A 20,646-nucleotide genomic window follows, 5' to 3' on the forward strand; every position below is an offset into this window, starting at 1 on the left:
GATCGTCGCCTGCCACACGAATCACGCACTCTCTCCTCAGGCTTTCTGAATACACAGCGCCCGTGCGTGCAGCAACAAATCCAAATTGTGGTTGTGGCAAATGGCGTGTTCACGCAGGCTGCCGACCCCAATTGAGCGACCCCAAACAGCCTTCGAACCGCCATGTTCATGTGGGAGCTTAATGGTTGAAAAAGGATTACGGCATAATTTGCCCCTAACAGTTACCCTTAACGGCCGGCTAAAAGAGCCGTACGGGGTGCGAGGCGTCGGCGAAGGTGCTCCCTGACGGAGATTGGAAGCATGTTTTCCCGATACTACGACCGGAGCTTTCTCCGTGTCTTCTCAATGGCGGTCACGCTCCTGGGCGTTCTCGTCTTCTCGACTTCAGCCCTGCGGGCCCAGGAATACACCGCTCAGGAGATCGTCGATTCCGGTCACAAATTTTTTGGCGCCACATCGGGCGGACTCGCCACGGTGATCGAGAAGATTTTTGCCTCCTACGGCCTGCCCAACGGCTATCTGCTGGGCGAAGAGGGCTCTGGTGCGCTGATCGGTGGCCTGACCTATGGCGAAGGCACGCTCTACACCAAGAATGCCGGCGACCACAAAGTGTTCTGGCAAGGCCCGTCGCTCGGCTGGGATTTCGGCGGCGAGGGGTCGCGGGTGATGATGCTGGTCTACAATCTCGATGATGTGGGCAGCCTCTACAACCGCTATGGCGGCGTTGCCGGTTCAGCCTATGTGGTGGCGGGCGTCGGCTTCAACGTGCTGAAGAACAACAATGTTCTCCTGGTGCCGATCCGCACCGGCGTCGGTGCTCGGCTCGGCGTCAATCTCGGCTATCTGAAGCTTACCGAGCGGGCCACCTGGAATCCGTTCTAGGCTGAAGTCCTTGACTGTCGTTGTCCAAATCCGGGACCGCTTTTGGGTCGACATGCATTAAACTCGTAGCGTTGCGGCAAACCCTTGCCGCAACGCTGGATTTCCGCCATGTCAACGTGGCACAGTCAAAGCGCTCCATGCGCTTTTGATGCTTGCCGGCCACAACGGGTAGTCACTTGGTCCAGTCGGTCCTGTTCTTCGTCCTCGGCTTTCTCTGCGCTGGCTTTCTGGCGCTCATGGTGGCTCCGGCCATATGGCGTCGTGCGGTCGCGCTTACACGCAAACGCATCGAATCCTCGATCCCTCTGACGCAGACCGAAATCCAGGCGGACAAGGATCGCATCCGCGCCGAATACGCCATGGCGACGCGCCGCCTGGAAATCAGCGTCAAGGCGTTGCGTGAGAAGGCGGCCGAACAACTGGTCGAGATCAATCGCGGTCGCGAGGCCATGAAGGGCCTGGCGGTCGAGCGGACGGACAAGAACCAGGCGCTGACCGAGCTGGGCGCGAAGAACGAAGCGCTGCGTCAGCGAGAGGGCGAGTTGCAGCAGCTTTCGGAGCGTCTGAAGGAAACCGAACGCAAGCTGGAAAAGCGCGCCCTTGAGCTGGAAAAGCTGGAGCGCATGTATGACGACGCCAGTTTTTCCTCGAGCAGCCGGCAGATCGAGCTCGTGGCGCGAGAGTCCGAAATGCAGAAACTCGCCAGCGACATTGCGATGCTGCGCGGCCAGCGCAAGGAAGCCGACAGGCGCGGCCAGGAAATCGCGGCCGAAAGCAAGGCCGCGCGGGACGCCCTGAAAGCCGAGAAGAAAAAGATCGCCGAGCTCGACAAGAAGGTCGAACGGCTGCTGGCCACACTTGCCGATCGAGAAGACAAACTCGACCGCCGCGAAAAGGAACTGGCACGCATGCGCGAAAGATCGAAATCCGAGGACAGCGCGCCAGCCTTGCGGCTGGTCGGCAAGGGCGGCGATGTCGCGAGGAGCGATGATTTCGACAAGGCAATCGCCAAGCTCGACAGCGACCGTGAGCAGCTCGAGGCGAGGCTGACGGCGCTGGCGCGCGAGAACAAACGGCTGAAGGCGGATCTCACCGCACTGGCCGCCTCCAAGGCCACTGACAGCAGCTCCGCCTTGCGCGAGCAGATGAACGAGCTGGCGGCGGAGGTCGTCCATCTGACGGCCAAGCTCGAGGGGCCTGGTTCGCCGATCGCCATGGCATTGGCGGTACCGTCGGACGCACGCTCCGGCAACGGTGACCGCAGTCTTGCCGACCGCGTGCGCGCGCTGCAGAAGGCTGACGCGACAAGCTGAGATCAGGCTTCCTTAGAGCATTTCACCGTTTCACGGAAACAGCGGAATGCCCTAACTCTTTGCTTTGACGCAATTCTGGACGGAAAACCGCTTCACACTTTTCCTAGAATTGCTCTAGCCGAAAAATGATGCAGCGCGATGGCTGAAGCCGCGGCGACATTCAGGCTGTCGAAGCCTTCCGCCATGGTGATCCGCACGTTGTGCAGGCTTGCGAGCAGGTCGTCCGGCAAGCCTTCGCCCTCGGTGCCGAGATAGAGCGCCAGGCGCTCGCTGCGCTGCGCATCGCGGATGTCGGTCTTCCCGCGTGGCGAGAGCGCGAATTGTTCGAAGCCACGTCGGGCGAGCGTCGTTGTGAAGCCGGCGGTGTCGGTGAACGATGCAAACGGGATCTTGAGCGCGGCGCCGACCGAAACGCGGATCGCCTTGCGATAGAGCGGGTCGCAGCACGTCGCATCCAGCAAAACCGCGTCAGCGCCAAAGGCGGCGGCGTTGCGGAAGATCGAGCCCACATTGTCATGGTTGGCGATGCCGACGAGCACCACGACCAGCGCACGAGGCGGCAAGCCATCGAGCAGGGCTTCGGCCGGCTGCGGCGCTCCCTTGCGGCCCATGGCCAGGATGCCGCGATGCATGTGAAATCCGGCGATTGCGTCCATCACAGCGCTGGTGGCCACATAGACCGGGAGGTCGGCGGGCGCCTTGCTCAGGATCTTGTCGAGACCCGCCAGCCGGTTTTCCAGGACGAGGGCCGATTCGGCGGCAAAGCGTCCAGTTGTGAGCAGCAGGTCGAGCACCACCTTGCCTTCGGCGACGAAGCGGCCTTGCCGGCCGGCGAGGTCACGCTCGCGAATGTCGAGATAGGCAGCGACGCGCGGATCTTGCGGGTCGTCGATGCGAATGGGATCCATGCATTCCTCGCGACCGTCGCATCGGCCCGAAAATCCGGACCGCTTCCCGGCGCTCACCTTGTTTGGAAAGCACGATGCGACAATTCGGGACAATCAGCCAGCTTTGTGCGCCCCAAATCGGCGCATGTCGCTCTGAATCACCGGCGAGATCGGCGGCTGTGTGGTCAGGTTCCAGCACGGCGCAAGCGGTGCGCCATCTGGGACAGGTCATCCTTGCCGCTGCCGAAAATGCCGTCCAGCATGACAAGCAGTTCTCGCACGGCGTCGGATTTGCAGGAGTAGTAAATCATCTGGCGGTCGCGGCGGGTGTCGACAAGGTCGAGCGCCCGCAACTTGGCGAGATGCTGGGACAGGGCGGATTGGCTGAGCATCACCTTCTCGGCTATGGCTCCCACCGACATTTCACCTTCGGCGAGGTAGCTCATGATCAACAGTCGCTTCTCATTGCCCATCAGCATGAGAAACTCTGCCGCCGATTCGGCGTTCACGATTAGCTTTGTCGAGACCATCGATCCCCCATGCTTCCTGTTCATCCCGACGCCATGGGGGCAATGGCGTCTGATTCCATAAATTCACTTATCGATCGGCGCTGGCGATTCAGCGTCACTAAAAGGTAGAGCATTTCACCTAAATCTCAAGTGTTGCTTTTGATCCAGCATAATTAAGTCTCAGTCCCGGCGTCGACAATGGCTCGGCCCGCCCTCGCCATATCGACCAGAACGTGCCGCAATTCACCTGCTGCGCCCAGAGGTTGCGGGTAAAAGACCCGGCAAGCATCGTCGCCCGACACCAGATCCATGCCATCGGCATCGAATCCGGCAATACGCCAGCCGTTGCCGGATACTTTGGCGAAATGCTGTGCGTAAACGGCGATCGCGTCGAGATGGTCGGCGTTCATGTGGTCGATGGCCGATTGTTCGCGCGCCGCGAGTTCCTCGACGACCGGTCCGCTGGCGAGCAGATCCGATCGATCGAGCTGATAGGCCTTGCCGAAGCCGCCGTTGAGGCTGGCGCGTTGCGGATCGAGGCGAAAGATCGAAAAGTCACCGAGACCGGCGTAAAGTTTCGCCCTGGCATTGTGATTGAGGTAACGGCGCTCGGTGCGGGCGTGTTCGGCTGATCCGCGCTCGATCCGTGCCGCCTGGCAGACCAGTGTCAGGCGCGGGTGCGCCAGCGGGTCGCCCTTGCCTGGTTCGCCGAGCAACAGGGAACAGCGCGGGTCGGCAAGCAGCGCGCCGGTGTGCGCCGAAAGCATCGACACCAGGATCAGCGGTGCGCCGTCGATGTCGGTGGCCACGCCAACCCTGCTGGCCAGCGGCGAGCCGGTTTGCGGTTCGATCACCGCCAGGGCGCCAAAGCGGGCGCTGCGCAGAAGCGTCTTCGCCAGCCGGATCGCTTCGGCGTCCGTCTCACGGATCACGTCCTTCTTCGGCTCGTCCAAGGCAGCACCGCAGTAAGTTGATTTTTGTTCTCTAGTTATCGGTCAGCAAGCCGGATTTGACAAGGTCGTCGATCTCGGCTTTCGCAAAGCCGAAACGTGCCAGCGTTGTCGACGGCAACAAATCCTCATCGCCGGGCATAGTGGCCAATGTCGGTTGCGAACTCGAGAAACGCGGGGCCGGGGCCGGGCGCTCAAATGCACCTGCCGTCACAGAGGCGTTGCGTGCCCGATTGTGCGGGTGGTGCTTTGCCTCTTGCAGCGACAGAACGGGTGCAACGCAGGCATCGGTTTGCGCGAACAACCGGTCCCAGTCGTCGCGTGGTTTCTGCCGGATCCGATCGGCAATGGCGGCGCGCATCGGCGGCCACAGGGCCTTGTCGTACTGGCCGGATGCAAAGCGCTCGTCGAGCGGCAGCAGCCTGGCGAATTCGGCGAAGAATTGCGGCTCGAGACAGCCGATGGCGATATGGCGTCCGTCCGACGTCTCATAGGTGTCGTAGAACGGGGCGCCGGAATCGAGCAGGTTCGCGCCGCGCTTGTCGCTCCACAAGCCGGCCGCCATCAAGGCGTGCAGGGGCACCGCCAGCATCGAGGCGCCATCGACCATCGCTGCGTCGATGACTTCACCCTTGCCTGTGCGCGAACGTTGGAAAAGGGCGGCCAGCACGCCGGCAACCAGCATCATGGCGCCACCGCCATAGTCTGCAACGAGGTTGAGCGGCGGGACGGGACGGCCGCCGGCATGGCCGATGGCGTGCAGCACGCCGCTATAGGCGAGGTAGGTTATGTCATGGCCGGCGCGGCCGGCGAGCGGACCGCCCTGGCCGAAGCCGGTCATACGGCCGTAGATCAGCGCCGGGTTACGCACCAGCACCGTTTCCGGGCCGAGGCCGAGCCGCTCCATGACGCCCGGACGAAAGCCTTCGAGCAACATGTCCGCCTTTTCTGCAAGGCGCAGCAACAGATCGGTGCCTTCACGGCGCTTCAGGTCGAGGCGCAGCACGGCGCGGCCATGGCGGTCGATGTTATACTCATCCGGCAGCGGCAGGAGCTGGCTCGTCCCCGCCCGTTCGATGCGCAACAGTTGCGCGCCCATCTCCGACAGCATCAGGCCGGCCAGCGGCACGGCGCCGAGCCCGGCCATCTCGATCACCTTCAGCCCGGTCAGCGGCCCGGTTTTAGCGGCAGCGGACAGGCCGGCGCTCATGACCGGTTTATTTCGGCGCCATGCGAATGGCGCCGTCGAGGCGAATGGTCTCGCCGTTCAGCATCTGGTTCTCGATGATGTGCAGGGCGAGAGCGGCATATTCGGACGGTTCGCCCAGGCGCGACGGGAAGGGCACGGCGGCGCCCAGTGAATCCTGCACCTCTTGCGGCATGCCGGCCATCATCGGCGTCTTGAAGATGCCGGGAGCGATGGTGCAGACGCGGATGCCGGAACGGGCAAGGTCGCGCGCCACCGGCAGCGTCATGCCGACGACGCCGCCCTTGGACGCCGCATAGGCGGCCTGGCCGATCTGGCCATCATAGGCGGCAACCGAAGCGGTGTTGACAATGACGCCGCGCTCGCCGCCCGGCAGCGGCTCGAGCTTCGACGCGCGTTCGGCGACGAGGCGGATCATGTTGAACGTGCCGATCAGATTGACCTCGATCACCTTGCGGTACTGATCAAGCGGATGGGGACCATCCTTGCCGATCGTCTTCACGCCGATGGCGATGCCGGCGCAATTGATCAGGATACGCGGCTCGCCAAGCTTGGCGGCGACGTCGGCGAGGGCAGCAGTCCCACTGTCGGCGCTGCTGACGTCGCATTGGACGGCAATACCGCCGATCTCGGCCGCGACCTTGGCCGCGCGGTCAATACCGACATCGAAGATGGCGACGCGGGCTCCCTTGGTGGCCAGCGCGCGCGCCGTTGCCTCGCCAAGGCCGGAGCCGCCGCCGGTGACGATCGCGATCTGGCCGTTCGGGTTCATGACGTCATCCTTTGATCTCAGGAGCAGTGGACGGATCAGGCGCCAGATCGATGGGAAAGGTCAAGCCATCGCCGCGGTAGGATCGGTCACCCTGGCCTGATCGGCGTGGCAGACCTCGCCCAAGAGCCTGGCGACCGCGCCCGGCGCGATCTCGTGCGACAGCAGCCGGTCGAGGTCGACGGGGCGCGGCATCGAAATCTGGCCGCGCGGAATCCGCTTGAAACCGAGCGGCCCGTAATAGGGCTCGTCACCGACCAGCATGACGGCAGGTGCGCCGGCCCGGGCAGCGGCCTCGAGCGCGATCGCCACCAGCCGGCGGCCGATGCCGAGATTCTTGAAGGCCGGCCGCACGGCGAGCGGCCCGAGCATCAATGCGCGGCCGGCACCGGCGGCGATGCGGGTCATGCGCACCGAGGCGACGACGATGTCGCCATTGACGGCGACAAAGGACAGCGAGCGCTCGTGCCCTCCGGCCTCACGAATCTTGTAGGCGGCCAGCACAAAGCGGCCGGGCCCGAAGGCTTCGTCGTTGATGGCTTCGATCTCGGGGTCGTGCGCCGGGGTTTCCGGCAGGTATTTCACGTCGGCAAGGCTCATGGTCTTTGCGGTCCGGTACAAGGAGGAAAGGTTGCTGCAAACGGCAGCATTCGCCAGTCAGCGCTTCATCAAGCGCGGGCGCCCTTTCGTCGTCGGTCAAACCGGATCAAAGCAAAGTCGAACATGCGGATTGTCCGCTAGCACCAATTTCCCGCCGCTGCAATCGGCCGTTTCTGTCCGTCATTTCTGCCAAGTGACGGTCTGTTCAGCACCTGACGTCTTCGACAGGGCAGCCTTGCGCCTACATCAACCAACAGGACGCAAGGAGATTCGCATGGGATTGCTGGTCGAAGGAAGATGGCAGGACCGCTGGTACGATACGGCGGACAATGGTGGCAGGTTCGTGCGGGCGCAGTCGCAATGGCGCGACTGGATCACCGTTGACGGGGCGCCTGCCGAAGGCCGGACGCGCGGTTTCAAGGCCGAGCCCGGCCGCTATCACCTCTATGTCTCGCTTGCCTGTCCGTGGGCCCACCGGACGTTGATCTTTCGCGCGCTGAAGAAGCTGGAGGGCATCATATCGGTGTCCGTGGTGCATCATTTCATGGGCGCCAACGGCTGGACGTTCGTAGCTGAGGACGGCGCCACGGGCGACACGCTCTACGGCCTCGACTTCCTGCACCAGATCTATGCCAAGGCCGATCCCGCCTATTCGGGCAGGGTGACTGTGCCGGTGCTGTGGGACAAAAAGGAGCAGACCATCGTCTCCAACGAGTCTTCCGAAATCATCCGCATGCTGAATTCAGCCTTCGATGAATGGGGCGACGCCAGCTTCGATTTCTATCCGAAGGCGTTGCGCGGCGAGATCGACCGCATCAATGCGCTGGTCTATCCCGCCATCAACAACGGCGTCTATCGCGCCGGCTTCGCCACCACGCAACGCGCCTATGAAGAGGCTTTCGGCGAGCTGTTTTCGGCGCTGGATACGTTGGAGGAGCGGCTGGCAAAACAGCGCTATCTCGTCGGTGGTCGTATCACCGAGGCCGACTGGCGGCTGTTCACCACGCTGGTGCGCTTCGATCCGGTTTATGTCGGCCATTTCAAATGCAATCTGCGCCGCATCGCCGACTACCCGAACCTGTCCAACTATCTGCGCGATCTCTATCAGGTCCCTGGCGTGGCCGGGACGGTGAACATGCATCACATCAAGGCGCATTATTACGGCAGCCACCAGACGATCAATCCCACGCGGATCGTGCCTGTCGGACCGGATCTCGATTATGCCGCACGGCATGACCGGGCGCGCTTCGAGAAAGCGGCGGCCTGATCTACCAGTAGGGCGAGGGCTGCTCGCCGTCAAAAACCTCGGCGATCCGGCGCAGCGTCGCCGGCGTCGTGCCCTGCGGCAAGCGGTCGAGCGGGAAGAAGCCGGCTTCGGCGATCTCGTGGTCCGGCAGCTTCGGCGCCGTCTGGCTGAAATGCTCGAGCAGATAAAAGCCGACATGGTCGCGGTGGCTGGAGCGGCGGTTGAAATGCATCGATTTGAGCACCGGCGGGGCGGTCAGAGCGATGTTGCCTTCCTCGGCCAGTTCACGGGCCAGCGCCTCGTTCATCGTCTCGCCGACTTCGACGCCGCCGCCGGGAAGCTGCCAGCCCGGTACATAAGTATGGCGAATAAGGAAGACGGATCTGGACGCTGTGTCGTGGATCAGGCCGCGCACGCCAAGCGTCATCGGCCTCCGCAGCACGAAATAGAGATGGAACAGCCTGGCCCTCAACCCTGGCCAGCCGGTCTGGCGGAAGGCATCTTCAGGGCTCGTCATTGATAGCGAAACCGTGGGTGGAAAGCCGCGCGCGGGTCGCCTATGAAGGTTGTATGTTCAGGCTCGCGCATATTTCCGATGTCCATCTGGGGCCGCTCCCCGATGTATCCTATCGCGATCTCGCCTCCAAGCGCGTGCTCGGCTATGTCAACTGGCAGCGCAACCGCCGCCGCCATATGCATGATGCGGTCATTGACACGATCGTCGCCGACATCAAGGCGAACACGCCTGATCACCTCGCCGTCACCGGCGACCTGGTCAATCTGGCGCTCGACGGCGAGATCGAGATGGCCAGGCACTGGCTGGAGACGCTGGGGCCGCCGCATGATGTTTCGGTCGTTCCGGGCAATCACGACGCCTATGTGCCGGGCGCCTTCGACAAGGTCTGTCGGTCCTGGGCGGCGTGGATGAGCGGCGACGGCGTCAACACGCCGGTCGACCGCAACGCCTTCCCCTATCTGCGTGTACGCGGCAATGTCGCGCTGATCGGCGTCTCGACGGCGCGCGCCACGGCACCCTTCATGGCCAATGGGTTTTTCATGGAAGGCCAGGGGGATAGGCTCGGCAAAATCCTCCAGGACACTGCCGGACAGGGGCTGTTCCGCGTCATCATGATCCACCATCCACCGGTGCGCGGCGCGGTCCCGCAGCACAAGCGGCTGTTCGGCATCGCCCGCTTCAACAAGATCATTCGCCGCCATGGCGCCGACCTTGTGCTGCACGGCCATTCGCATCTGCCGTCGCTGTTCTTCATCGGCGGTCGAGGCGTCAGGATCCCGGCGGTCGGTGTCGCTGCCGCCGGCCAGGCGCCGGGTGGCAAGCACCCGGCGGCGCAGTATAATCTGTTCGACATCGACGGTGAAAAGGGAAACTGGCGGATCCGGCTGACACGGCGCGGCCTGACCGGGCCGTCCATACCGCCATCCGATCTGCAGACGGTGGAGCTTGGCGCCGAGGCCGCTATGGCCGCAAATTGACAACCATGGCCACGATGCGGTCCCAGAACAGGACGACCGACACCACAAGGCCGACCAGTGCGCCGGCAGCGACCAGGCCAAGCCCGGACAGAAGGGCCGACCAGCGTTTGCCGCGCTCCGTCGCGCGCAGCGGCGGTTCGGCTTCTGGCACATACGCACGTTTCAGGCCGGCGACGGCAGGTTCGACGCCGCCTTCCAGCATCCTCTGACGCTCGACGATGCGCTCGGCGACATAGCGCGTCACGGAATCGGCAACCGATTTCATCTCAGTGGATTCGGCAAGCACCACCCGGCCGATGCGGGTGTCCTTGAGGAAGCGATAGGTGCGGCGGTCGCGCCCCATGGCGACATGGCTGATGGCGTCGATCCACAGGCGCGGCTGCAAGCCCGACGAGACGACAAAGTCGAAATTGTCCATGTCGGCCGGAACATCGGCAAAAACCGGCGCCAGCTCGGCGGCAAGCAGATCGAGACGCATGCGATGCGCCTCGCGCATGTCGACGACGACATCGTCGCGGTCGGCGAAGGCATTTTTGACATCACGGATGGCATCGGACAGTTTCTTCGACTGGTCGATGGTCTTCTCGCCTGCTTCCTTCATCGGCGTCTGCCTCGTGGGTTTGGTTAACACTGGGTTAACACAGCCGCCGGCAAAATGCACTGGCGAGATCGACGGCGTCGGGGTGCTCAGGAGGGTCGTCGTGCGCGAAAAGGTCAGCTGGCTGCTGCGGCGAATTTCTGGCGGTGCGGCCTGGCGCGGCGGCTGGTGTTGCGGCGAATGATCTCGGCAACGAGGTCGGGTGCTTCCTCGGCCAGCATATGGCCCGCCTCCAGCACGTGGTGCACGTGAAAATGCGCCGACAGGTCATCCGCCTGGGTAAAGGGCAACACCGCATCGCTGGTTCCCCATGCCACCATTACCGGCATGTTCAGCCGATCGAGGCGATCGTGCGGGATGACGCCTTGCCGATCGTCCACGGTCATGGCGGCCGCGATCCCGACCAGCTTTTCGAGTTGGCCGGGTCGCCTGCGCATTTCCCAAAGGATGTCTACCGTATGTTCGAGCGGCAGGGCAGAAGGTCCCGACATCACGGAGAGGCAGGAGCGGATCTCGGACCGATCCGCGGCTTCGGCATAGCGGCGCAACAGCGGTCCATTGATTTCGGGGCCAAGGCCGCCCGGCGCCAGAAGCGTCAGCGAGGCTATCTTTTCGGGCTCGGCCAGCGCCATCAGCGCCGCCACGGCACCACCCATCGAGTGGCCCACGAGATGAACGCGCTTCAGCCGACGCTCCGAGAGGTCGGTCAGCACGGCCTTGGCCGCCACCCTGGCCGGACCGGCGGCGGGAAAGTCGAGCGACATCCCATGCCCAGGCAGATCATAGGCCAGCGTATGCGTGGAAGGCGTCAGGGCGGAAATCACCTCGCGCCATACATCGTGGCAGCCGCCGAAACCGTGCAGCAGGACGATGGCCTTCGAGCCAACACCCTCTTCGGCGGCAAAAAGTGATGCGGTCATGAAAGCTGATTTTTTGTTATTGCAGAATGCGCGACACCAATCGTGGCTGAATTGCTCCTAGTCCGACATGATGACCAGTAAAATTTTCGCGATTTGTACGGTTGTGTACAGAACTTGGGGATCAACCGGCATTCGGCGATCGGAGCGCAGTAAATCCATCGGGACACGGCGCAGCCAGTCCGCGGACGTCGATGGTGTCAGCTCGGGCTGCCGAGCCCGGCAGCACGCAGTGCCTGAACCAGCCGGTCGGTCAGGTCGGCCGGATATTTCCGCTCGACGAAAGTCGCCCGCGGATCGGCGGCAAATTTGGGGAACTCGGTGGTCAACTGTTTCAGCAGCGTGCTCACCAAATGATCCTGTCCGGCAGCCTTGGCGCCGATCAGCCGTGCCGCCAGATAGTGTGATTTCGTTGCCGTCGTTCTCAGTGCCATGCTGGCCGCGACTGCCTTGTTCGTGTCGCCGAGCATGAGCTCACCGACGAACAGCCCATAGTCCCACCATGTCGGGTGTCCGCTGAAGGTCTCCGCCGCATGATCGAGGATCGGCGTTCCCTCGGCGTAGCGTCCGGCGAAGATCAGCCCGTAGCCGTAAGCGGCGGCCATGCCGAGATCGTAGGGGTTGAGTTCATAGGCCTTGCGCATCCAGCGGATTGATTCGTCCGTATTGCCGAGGCGCGAACTGACATAGCCGTAGGCGCGATGCGCATAAGGGCTGGTCGGACCCATCTGCACGCCGCGATGGGCAAACTCGACGGCTGTTTCAATCGTCGCGTTGGGAGGATAGGCGTAATGATCGGACACCGCCTCGAGATGCAGGGAAGCAAGTTCCGAATAGACGAGCGAGGACTTGGTTCCACCATTGGCCAGCTTTTCGAGGCAACGATAGGCCGCCTCATGGGTCCTGGCGTTCTGGTCGAGGTAATATTTGCCGTTGAGCAGCAGGCACTGCGTCAGACCGTTTGGCGTGCCGGTCTGCTCGATATAGTTGTAGATGGTGCCGGAGGCGGGGAGTGCCGAGCTCAGCATGTCGGCAATACGGTCTTCGACCGCCGCAGGTGCGCTGTCGGCAGGGGTGAGATTGCGCGATAGAAGCACCCGTCCGGACGCCATGCTTTGCAGTTCTATCGTGATATCGCCCGCGTCCGGTCCGGGCAGGATGTCGAATATGAAGCTCGCAGCGTCGTCGGCTGGATCGTTGACGGTGTCGCGGCCGATGAAGTCGATCGTATCGAAGCCACTCAGGCCGGCGCGCAGCGATGCGGCGACACGGCTGGCGTCGGAGCCGTCAGCCTTGAGTCCGATATAGACTTGCGGCAGGGCGTCAGCCCTTGCCGACGATGTGATGCTTGCGGTTGCGCCAGCGGTCTCCGGCGTTGCCGAGATGTCGCCGCCTGCCAGCAAGGCAGTGCTGCCTTGGCGAAGGATCAGTACGCCCAGCATGGCGATGACCAGGGCGATCGCCATCCAGAAAAAGCGGAGATGGCGCGCCACCGAGGGGGCAGGCGAAGTCGGTACGGAAGTCAGAGACATCGCCTCCGGCGTGCCCGTGCCGGCTTCGTTTGACCGACCGGCGGATGCGGCGCCGTCCAGCCTGAGTTCGGGAACAGCCTCGGCAATATCCGGCAGGCGGATCGCATTCGATTCATAGGCAGGAACATAGCCGCCGCGCGGAATGGCGATGCGGACCGGTTCGGCAATTCCCTCATTGGCGAAATAGTGCTGCAGAAGCTCGCGCAGCCTGCCTGCCTGCACCCGCACCACGGCATCGGTGGACGGGTCGAAATCGCCGTCCTTGCCGAAAACATCCATGGCAATGGAAAAGCCCTTGAGCCTGTCGGCTTCGCCGGCCTGTTCACGTTCGACAAGATAACGTAGCAGCTTGCGCGCGCGTTCGGATCGGCCGAACGTTTGGCTGGCAAGCAGTCGCTCCAGTGTCTCGCGCACTGCGGGGGCGGCAGGCGTGGCATGCTGCAAGTGTCGATCCTCTCGAAGTCGGCACAGGTTGAGGCGCGATCATATAGGTCCCGCACCACCACACAAGTATACACCCCATTATGCGATCACGTACCCACCGGATAATTCCGCGGTGGTTAACGGCCCGAAAGGTCGGAACCGATCACCAGATTGGGACGGTTCCGATCTTTGTTGCCGTCGGGCGTCAGCCGGCTTTTTTGCCGACGATACGGTTGGCGGCGGACATCACTGCTTCCAGCGAGGCAGCGACGATGTTGGTGTTGATTCCGGCGCCGAACAGCTTGCCGCCGGGATATTCCATCTCGACATAGGAAATGGCCGACGCGTTCGAGCCGCGCTGCATCGAGTGCTCGGAATAGTCGAGCACCGACATCTCGACACCGAGATGACGTGACAGCGCATCGACGAAGCCGTCGATCGGGCCGGTGCCTGTGCCCGATATCGTCAGTTCCTTGCCGTTGTCGAGGATGACCGCCTCGACGACGCGCCGGCCCTTGATCTCGGCGCTGGGATAGGTGTGGTGATCGAGGAATTTCAGCCGCGCGCCGGGCTGGTCGACATAGGTCTCGAGAAAGCGCTCGTAGATGCGCCTGGCCGGCACTTCCTTGCCCTCGGCATCGGTGATCGCCTGGATTTCCTGGCTGAACTCGATCTGCAGGTTGCGCGGCAAATTGAGGCCGTAATCGGCCTGCAGCACATAGGCGATGCCGCCCTTGCCGGACTGCGAATTGATGCGGATGATGGCTTCGTAGCTGCGTCCGACATCGGCCGGGTCGATCGGCAGATAGGGCACTTCCCACAGGCTCGTATTGGCCTTCTTCAGCGCCTTCATGCCCTTGTTGATGGCATCCTGGTGCGAACCGGAAAAGGCGGTGTAGACGAGTTCGCCGACATAGGGGTGGCGCTCGGGGATCTTCAACTGGTTCGAATATTCATAGACGTCCTTCATCCGGTTGATGTCGGAGCAGTCGATCAACGGATCGACACCTTGCGTGTACATGTTCAGCGCCAGCGTGACGATGTCGACATTGCCGGTGCGCTCGCCATTGCCGAACAGCGTGCCTTCGACGCGGTCGGCGCCGGCCATCAGGCCGAGCTCGGTGGTGGCGATGCCGGTGCCGCGGTCATTGTGCGGATGCAGCGAGACCAGCAGGTTCTCCCGGTTGTCGAGGTTGCGGCACATCCACTCGATGCGATCGGCATAGATGTTGGGTGTCGACATCTCGACCGTCGAGGGCAGGTTGATGATCAGCTTGTTGTCAGCGGTCGGCCTGACGATCTCGGTGACGGCGTTGCAGATCTCCAGCGCCACTTCCAGCTCCGTGCCGGTAAAGCTTTCCGGCGAATACTCGAAACGAAAGCCTCCGCCGGCCTTGGCCGCCATGTCGGTGATCATCTTGGCGGCGTCGGTGGCGATCCGCTTGATGCCGCCGACGTCCTTCTCGAAGACGACGCGACGCTGCAGCTCGCTGGTCGAATTGTAGAAATGGACGATCGGGTTGGTGGCGCCCTTCAGCGCCTCGAAGGTGCGGGTGATCAGCTCCGGCCGGCACTGCACCAGCACCTGCAGCGAGACATCGGCGGGTACGTTGCCTTCCTCGATGCACCAGCGGGCAAAGTCGAAATCGGTCTGGGAGGCCGACGGGAAGCCGATCTCGATCTCCTTGAAGCCCATGTCGAGCAGCAGGCCGAACATGCGTGCCTTGCGCTCATGGCCCATAGGATCGATCAGCGCCTGGTTTCCGTCGCGCAGGTCGACCGAGCACCAGATCGGCGCCTTGTCGATAACCTTCGAGGGCCAGGTGCGATCGGTGAGACCGACGGTCGGATAGGGCTGATATTTGCGGGCTGCGTCGGGCATGCCTTTGGCCGAATCCGTGTCGGCTACCGCGGCATCGGAGCGGATCTCTTCTCGTGCGTTCATCGTCGTTTCTCCCGGCGGCTCATGGATCCACCTTCAGGTGGATTGATGGCGAGCGGCGCCTTTACCAGAATTTCGTTCGCTTGATGTGATTGCCAAGGAGCATGCGCTTGCGCGGCGGTTCGACCGCCGGGCGCTCCTTCAGCGAACCCGGCGATCGCCGATAAGGCCGAGAAGAAGCAGGGTCGAAGCCAGCGCGCGCACGGTCTCGCCGGAAAAACCGGTCGGACGGGAAGCGTTGCTGGCGCGCGTGTTCATGGCGGTTCTCTTACAGGAGCGGCTTGTGGGAGGCAAGTGGGCCGCGGGCCGTGTCGTAAGCACATGAGTTGTCCGGATTAGCACGTGAGTTGTCCGGTTTTATCGCCAGCGAATGGAGGCTGGGGATGAAGCGGGCCGCAGGCCGTGCAGGACAACGAATCCGGGTTAACGGGCTTCGGAGCCTTTGCCGGCGCGTTGGCCGACGAAGCGTCAAACGAAAAACCCGCCTGTTCGGCGGGTCACTGGCGCAAATCAGCACCATGGATGAAAATGTACCTTAGCTGAGGGCAGGGAGTCAAGAAAAAATTCCTATCATTAAAAAACTTTCGGCACAAAAGCTGCCAACACCGCCGAACTGACTGCCGCCGCCAGGCCTTTGTTCAGCTGAGTTCGGCAGGCCGTGTCGTAAGCAGTCGTCCGGATTAGGCAGCAGATGAGTTGTCCGATTTGTCTGCCGGCTGGTTGAGACGGGCGGCACCCCGACGCGCGTGCTCTTCCCCAGGCGCGGCAAATGCGCCAGACTTGGGCGACGGGTTGCGATGTCCAGTCGCCGGGAGGGGTCGTCCATGAATTTCGTGTTCTTCTCGCCGCATTTTCCCGCCAATGGCGCGGATTTCTGCGACCGTTTGAAGAAGGCCGGGGCCAGGGTGCTCGGTATCGGCGACGCGCCCTATGACGCGCTCGACGCCAAGCTGAAGGCGGCGCTCAGCGAGTACTACCGTGTCGCCGACATGGAGGACTACGATCCGGTGTTCCGGGCAATGGGGCATTTCATCCACAAGTGGGGCCGCATCGACCGCTTTGAATCGCTCAACGAACACTGGCTGGAGCTGGAAGCCAACATCCGCACCGATTTCAACATCTACGGCACCAAGCTCGATTTCGTGAAGAACCTGAAGCGCAAGAGCCGCATGCGTGCCTTCTTCCGCAAGAGCGGCGTCGACACCATCGCGCAGCGCAAATGTTCCGACCGCGCCGGGGCCATGACCTTCATCCGGCGCGTTGGCTATCCGGTGGTGGTCAAGCCCGACAGCGGTTCCGGCGCATCGAACACCTTCAAGATCTCCAACGCCAAGGAGCTCGACCAGTTCTTCCGGGACAAGCCCGAGGACGTGACCTTCGTCATGGAGCAGTTCATCGAGGGGCTGGTGGTGACCTATGACGGGCTGGTCAACCGCGACGGCGAGGTGGTGCTGGCGGCCAGCCACCGCTACGACCAGAGCGTCATGGAGGTGGTCAACAAGGACCGCCACATGAGCTACACCTGCTTTCCCAGGATCAACCCGGCGGTCGAGGAGGCCGGTCGAAAGATCCTGAAAGCATTCGACGTGCGGGAACGCTTCTTCCACATCGAGCTGTTCGAGACCAAGGACGACCGTGTCGCGCTGGAGGTCAACATGCGCCCGCCCGGCGCGTGGATGACCGATGCGATCAACTATACGTTCGACATCGATGTCTATGCGGCGTGGGCCGACATGGTGGTCAGGGATGCCGCCGGCGGCCCTTACGAGGGCAAATATTTCACCGCCTATGCCAGCCGCAAGCGACGCCTCCACTATTTGCACAGCCATGAGGACGTGCTAGCCGCGCACCGCGACAAGATCGTCCACCATCAGGCCATCGAAGAGGTTTTCAGCCGCGCCATGGGAAATTACGCCTACCAGATGCGCTCGAAAGACGAAGCAGCGCTGCGCGAAGCGGTCGCGTACATCCACGCGGAAAAGGCGTGAGGCGATGGACATTTCCTATCATAAGAATTTCTCGAGCCAACTCGGCCGCGACATGGAATACAAGCGCTACGGCCATGCCGGCCGGCCGGTGGTGGTGTTTCCGACCTCGCAGGGCCGGTTCTACCAGTTCGAGGATTCCGGCGGGGTGGGCGCACTGGCCGAATTCATCGACACCGGCCGCATCCAGCTGTTCACGGTCGACGGCGTCGATTCGGAATCCTTCTTCGACAAGCATGCCGACGCGGCCCATCGCATTGCCCGCCACGAGGCCTATTTCCGCTATGTGCGCGAGGAGGCGCTGCCGGACTTCCTGTCCACGGCCGAGCAGGCCAATGGCGGGCGCAAGCTGAAGCCGCTGTTCTCGGGCTGTTCGATGGGCGGCTATCACTCCTCGAACTTCGTCTTCCGCTTTCCCGAACTCGCCAGCGGCGTCATCGCGCTGTCGGGCGTCTATTCGGCGCGCGATTTTTTCGGCAGGGCGCTCGAGGGCGATATCTTCTACAACTCGCCGCTCGACTATCTGCCCGGCATCGTCGATCCCAAACTGCTGGCCCGGCTGAAGACGCTCAGGCTGATCTTCTGCTGCGGGCAGGGCGCCTGGGAAGAGCGGATGCTGGTCGAGACGCGCAGGTTGGAACAGATCCTGCGCGACAAATCCATTCCCGCCTGGGTCGATTACTGGGGCGGCGATGTCAGCCACGACTGGCCGTGGTGGCACAAGCAACTGGTCTATTTCTTCGGCCGTTGGCTGGATGAGGACCTGATGCACAGGCTGGATTGATAGGGAGGCCCGTCCGCTGACGGCTACCCTTCCTGGCATGCCGGCAGGGCGGTTTCGCGCTCCGAAGCCGATACGCGACGCAGGCCAAGGAAGACGACAAGGGCGGTGACGACGGTGATCGCCGCCAACACGATCAGCAGCCTGTCGAACGCCGTCTCGTAGGCCTGGACCAGAACAATGGCTCCGGCTTGGGGCAAATGTTGTGCTGCTTCGCCGAGATTGCCGGTCACCAGCAACTGGGCTGCCGCCGCTGCGTCCGTCGAAGATGCCATTCCTTGTGCGGCGAGCTGCGCGGCGGCAAAGCCGGAAAGCGTCGCCATGACGATCGCCAGCGCCACACCCTCGCAGGCGACGCGGGTGGTGTTGAAGATGCCGACCGCCATGCCGGCGCGCTCCCTCGGCACGACGCTGACCGCAAGCCCGTCCATCAATCCCCAGGGCAGAGCGATGCCGACGCCGATCAGCATCAGCGGCGCCATCAGCGCACTATCGACCGGTGGTGTCAGGCTCAGCCAGACAAGCCCGGCGGCAGCGACGAGCAGGCCGACACCGCAGATGGTGGCCGGTGCGATCCAGCGCGCCAGCTGGCCGGCGAGCATCGGCAGGATCAGCAGCGGACCTGAGAGGCAGATCATCAATTGCCCGGCCTTGATCTCGTTCATCCCTTCGATGCCGATGAAACGGATCGGCAACAGGACGAGCAGGACGACGAAGGCGTAAGCGGGTGCCGCAGCCAGGAACTGGACGCCGACGAAGCGGGGGTAGGCAAACAGCGTGAGATCGAGCATCGGCCGTTGTGCTTGCCGCTCGACAACGACGAAGGCGACAAAACAGATGATAGAAGCGGCCAGAAGCGTGACGACGAGGGGATCAGCCCAGCCGCTCTGCGGCGCCTGGAGCACGCCATAGGTCAGCGACGCCAGCGCGATCGTGAAGGTGCCGGCTCCCGCCCAGTCGAGGCCCGTCGCATCCGGGTCGCGCGATTCCCTGATGGTGCGCAGGCCGAGCATGGCGGCGGCAATCGCGAGTGCCGCAACCAGAAGAAAGATCGACCGCCAGCCGAATGCGGAGATAAGCAGGCCCGACGCGATCGGGCCGAAGGCGAGGCCGATGCCGAAACTGGTGCCGAGGAAGCTGAAGGCGCGCAGCCGCAATGGCCCTTCGAATTCCTGGGCGAGTGCCGAGGCGCCGCCAGCGAAGGCGGCCGCACTGCCGATCCCCTGCACGGCCCGGAAGATGTCGAACCAGATGATGTCCGGCGCCAGCATCGCGCCCAGTGATGCCAGGATATAGAGGGAGAGGCCGACGAGGAAGAGGCGCTTGCGGCCGTGGTTGTCGGCCAGGGCGCCCGACGCCATCAGGGTGGCGCCGAAGGTCAGCATGAAGGCGTTGGTCACCCAGTTGAGCTCGATGGGACTGCCGCCGAGATCGGCCGCGATGCGCGACAGAGCGACGGCCGGACCGGTGAAGGTCAATGGCATCGTCATCGCGGCAAGGCACACGGACAAGAGCACGAGCCATCTCTCGGCAGAGCCGGTTGTGGTCCTGGAAGTCATGGATTTTCCTATCTGAAACAGCACTCGCCGGTGGGCCGCGCGATTGCGGAGCCGGTCGTGATGACAAGATAGGTCGTCGGCATTTCAGGAAGAATAGTGTTATATCTCCTGGTATATCGGACTGAAACGCTCGAATGGAATGACACGATGGATCGTCTCAACGGGCTCCTGGCCTTTGCCCGCACCGCCGAATTCGGCAATTTCGTCGCTGCCGGACGGGCGCTTGGCATCTCGGCTTCCGCTGTCGGCAAAAGTGTCGCCCGGCTCGAGCAGGAACTCGGCGTGCGGCTCCTGCAGCGCAGCACGCGGCGCATTGGCCTGACGGAAGAGGGCAAGCTGTTCAACGAGCGGGTGCGCCGCATCCTCGACGACATCGACGATGCCGAGGCGATGCTGTCGCGGACACGGGAAACACCGCGTGGGCGGCTGCGCATATCCACCCCGATCGTCACCTATCATCTGTTGCTGCCGGTGTTGTCGGAGTTCATGGCCCGCTATCCCGAGATCGAACTCGACATCGATTTCAACGACCGGATCGTCGACGTCATCGACGAGGGCATCGATGTCGCGATCCGCAGCGGCGAGCTGCCTGATTCGCGCCTCGTGTCGAGACCCGTTGCGCCCTTCCGCATGCTGCTGTGCGCGGCGCCCTCCTACCTCGAGCGCCATGGCACACCCGGCGAGCCGGCGGATCTCATCAGGCATTTCGGCATAAACTTCCGCTTCCTCAACAGCGGCAGGCTGCTGGAGTGGCCGTTCATAACCGGAAGCGCTGAACCGCAGATCCGCTCGATGCTGACCTGCAACAACATGGAAGCATTGAAGGGCGCCACGATCGCCGGCCTCGGCATCGCCTGCATGCCGGATTTCCTGGTGCGTGAGGCGCTGCACGAAGACAGGCTGCGTACCGTTCTCGACGGTCATGTCGACGGCCGTGGCCAGTTCCGGATGCTGTGGCCTTCCAACCGCCATTTGTCGCCGAAGGTGCGCGTGTTCGTCGATTTCCTTCCCGATCGCCTTGCGGCGCGCTAGGCGTTCATCGCATAATATGA

General features: G+C 62.9%; 19 protein-coding genes. 7 read left to right on the plus strand and 12 right to left on the minus strand.

What is annotated here, in order from left to right; all coding sequences use genetic code 11:
• The first annotated feature begins 345 nt into the window (after positions 1-345).
• Positions 346-882 carry a DUF1134 domain-containing protein gene (locus MESCI_RS10415; RefSeq protein ID WP_224621527.1) on the plus strand — a complete coding sequence of 179 codons (537 nt, stop codon included), beginning with the start codon at positions 346-348 and terminating at the stop codon, positions 880-882.
• 176 nt (positions 883-1,058) lie between these two features.
• Positions 1,059-2,195 (plus strand): coiled-coil domain-containing protein, encoded by a 1,137-nt coding sequence (locus tag MESCI_RS10420; RefSeq protein WP_013529911.1) that lies wholly within the window; start codon positions 1,059-1,061, stop codon positions 2,193-2,195.
• Positions 2,196-2,287: 92 nt separating this feature from the next.
• Here the strand turns inward: MESCI_RS10420 and MESCI_RS10425 are convergent, their stop codons facing one another.
• The 6 genes from MESCI_RS10425 to MESCI_RS10450 all read right to left on the minus strand — a co-directional run bounded on the left by MESCI_RS10425 (position 2,288) and on the right by MESCI_RS10450 (position 7,117).
• Entirely contained in the window at positions 2,288-3,103 is an 816-nt protein-coding gene (locus MESCI_RS10425) for a TrmH family RNA methyltransferase (RefSeq protein ID WP_013529912.1), read from the minus strand.
• A gap of 164 nt (positions 3,104-3,267) precedes the next feature.
• A complete protein-coding gene (locus MESCI_RS10430; RefSeq protein WP_013529913.1) occupies positions 3,268-3,612 on the minus strand; it encodes an ArsR/SmtB family transcription factor in 345 nt (114 codons plus the stop codon).
• Positions 3,613-3,764: 152 nt separating this feature from the next.
• Positions 3,765-4,544 (minus strand): HugZ family pyridoxamine 5'-phosphate oxidase, encoded by a 780-nt coding sequence (locus tag MESCI_RS10435; RefSeq protein ID WP_013529914.1) that lies wholly within the window; start codon positions 4,542-4,544, stop codon positions 3,765-3,767.
• A 31-nt stretch (positions 4,545-4,575) separates the two neighbouring features.
• Positions 4,576-5,751, minus strand: coding sequence for a CaiB/BaiF CoA transferase family protein (locus tag MESCI_RS10440; RefSeq protein WP_013529915.1), 1,176 nt, complete (start codon positions 5,749-5,751; stop codon positions 4,576-4,578).
• Positions 5,752-5,758: 7 nt separating this feature from the next.
• Positions 5,759-6,520, minus strand: a complete 762-nt coding sequence (locus MESCI_RS10445; protein WP_013529916.1) for a 3-hydroxyacyl-CoA dehydrogenase — start codon at positions 6,518-6,520, stop codon at positions 5,759-5,761.
• Positions 6,521-6,580: 60 nt separating this feature from the next.
• Positions 6,581-7,117: a GNAT family N-acetyltransferase gene (locus tag MESCI_RS10450; RefSeq protein WP_013529917.1), complete on the minus strand. Its 537-nt coding sequence runs from the start codon at positions 7,115-7,117 to the stop codon at positions 6,581-6,583.
• 274 nt (positions 7,118-7,391) lie between these two features.
• On the opposite strand from MESCI_RS10450, the gene MESCI_RS10455 reads away from it, so the two are divergent.
• Positions 7,392-8,384: a glutathione S-transferase family protein gene (locus tag MESCI_RS10455; RefSeq protein WP_013529918.1), complete on the plus strand. Its 993-nt coding sequence runs from the start codon at positions 7,392-7,394 to the stop codon at positions 8,382-8,384.
• 1 nt (position 8,385) lies between these two features.
• Here MESCI_RS10455 and MESCI_RS10460 read toward each other — a convergent pair whose 3' ends face one another.
• Positions 8,386-8,880, minus strand: a complete 495-nt coding sequence (locus tag MESCI_RS10460; protein ID WP_013529919.1) for an NUDIX domain-containing protein — start codon at positions 8,878-8,880, stop codon at positions 8,386-8,388.
• Positions 8,881-8,933: 53 nt separating this feature from the next.
• Here MESCI_RS10460 and MESCI_RS10465 point away from each other — a divergent pair, with 53 nt between their 5' ends.
• Complete coding sequence (locus MESCI_RS10465) at positions 8,934-9,857, plus strand: metallophosphoesterase family protein (RefSeq protein WP_013529920.1); 924 nt, start codon at positions 8,934-8,936, stop codon at positions 9,855-9,857.
• Here the strand turns inward: MESCI_RS10465 and MESCI_RS10470 are convergent.
• From MESCI_RS10470 to leuA, 4 genes are all read right to left on the minus strand, one after another.
• Positions 9,841-10,458, minus strand: a complete 618-nt coding sequence (locus tag MESCI_RS10470; RefSeq protein ID WP_013529921.1) for a hypothetical protein — start codon at positions 10,456-10,458, stop codon at positions 9,841-9,843. The two genes, MESCI_RS10465 and MESCI_RS10470, sit on opposite strands and share 17 nt — an antisense overlap.
• A 113-nt stretch (positions 10,459-10,571) precedes the next feature.
• Positions 10,572-11,375 carry an alpha/beta fold hydrolase gene (locus MESCI_RS10475; RefSeq protein WP_013529922.1) on the minus strand — a complete coding sequence of 268 codons (804 nt, stop codon included), beginning with the start codon at positions 11,373-11,375 and terminating at the stop codon, positions 10,572-10,574.
• A gap of 197 nt (positions 11,376-11,572) precedes the next feature.
• The gene (locus MESCI_RS10480) at positions 11,573-13,348 is read right to left on the minus strand and encodes a tetratricopeptide repeat protein (RefSeq protein WP_013529923.1); all 1,776 of its coding nucleotides are present in this window, start codon (positions 13,346-13,348) and stop codon (positions 11,573-11,575) included.
• Positions 13,349-13,532: 184 nt separating this feature from the next.
• Positions 13,533-15,272 carry a 2-isopropylmalate synthase gene (leuA, locus tag MESCI_RS10485; protein WP_013529924.1) on the minus strand — a complete coding sequence of 580 codons (1,740 nt, stop codon included), beginning with the start codon at positions 15,270-15,272 and terminating at the stop codon, positions 13,533-13,535.
• 821 nt (positions 15,273-16,093) lie between these two features.
• Here leuA and MESCI_RS10490 point away from each other — a divergent pair.
• Together MESCI_RS10490 and MESCI_RS10495 are read left to right on the plus strand one after the other, a co-directional pair.
• Positions 16,094-17,257, plus strand: coding sequence for an ATP-grasp domain-containing protein (locus MESCI_RS10490; RefSeq protein WP_013529926.1), 1,164 nt, complete (start codon positions 16,094-16,096; stop codon positions 17,255-17,257).
• Positions 17,258-17,261: 4 nt separating this feature from the next.
• Positions 17,262-18,038, plus strand: coding sequence for an esterase family protein (locus tag MESCI_RS10495; RefSeq protein ID WP_013529927.1), 777 nt, complete (start codon positions 17,262-17,264; stop codon positions 18,036-18,038).
• A gap of 23 nt (positions 18,039-18,061) precedes the next feature.
• Here the strand turns inward: MESCI_RS10495 and MESCI_RS10500 are convergent, their stop codons facing one another.
• Complete coding sequence (locus MESCI_RS10500; RefSeq protein WP_013529928.1) at positions 18,062-19,594, minus strand: MFS transporter; 1,533 nt, start codon at positions 19,592-19,594, stop codon at positions 18,062-18,064.
• A 147-nt stretch (positions 19,595-19,741) separates the two neighbouring features.
• Between MESCI_RS10500 and MESCI_RS10505 the strand changes: the two genes are divergently transcribed.
• Positions 19,742-20,626, plus strand: a complete 885-nt coding sequence (locus tag MESCI_RS10505) for a LysR family transcriptional regulator (protein ID WP_013529929.1) — start codon at positions 19,742-19,744, stop codon at positions 20,624-20,626.
• The last annotated feature ends 20 nt before the right edge of the window (positions 20,627-20,646 follow it).

Origin of the sequence: Mesorhizobium ciceri biovar biserrulae WSM1271 (genome assembly GCF_000185905.1) — a bacterium.
GTDB lineage: Bacteria > Pseudomonadota > Alphaproteobacteria > Rhizobiales > Rhizobiaceae > Mesorhizobium > Mesorhizobium ciceri.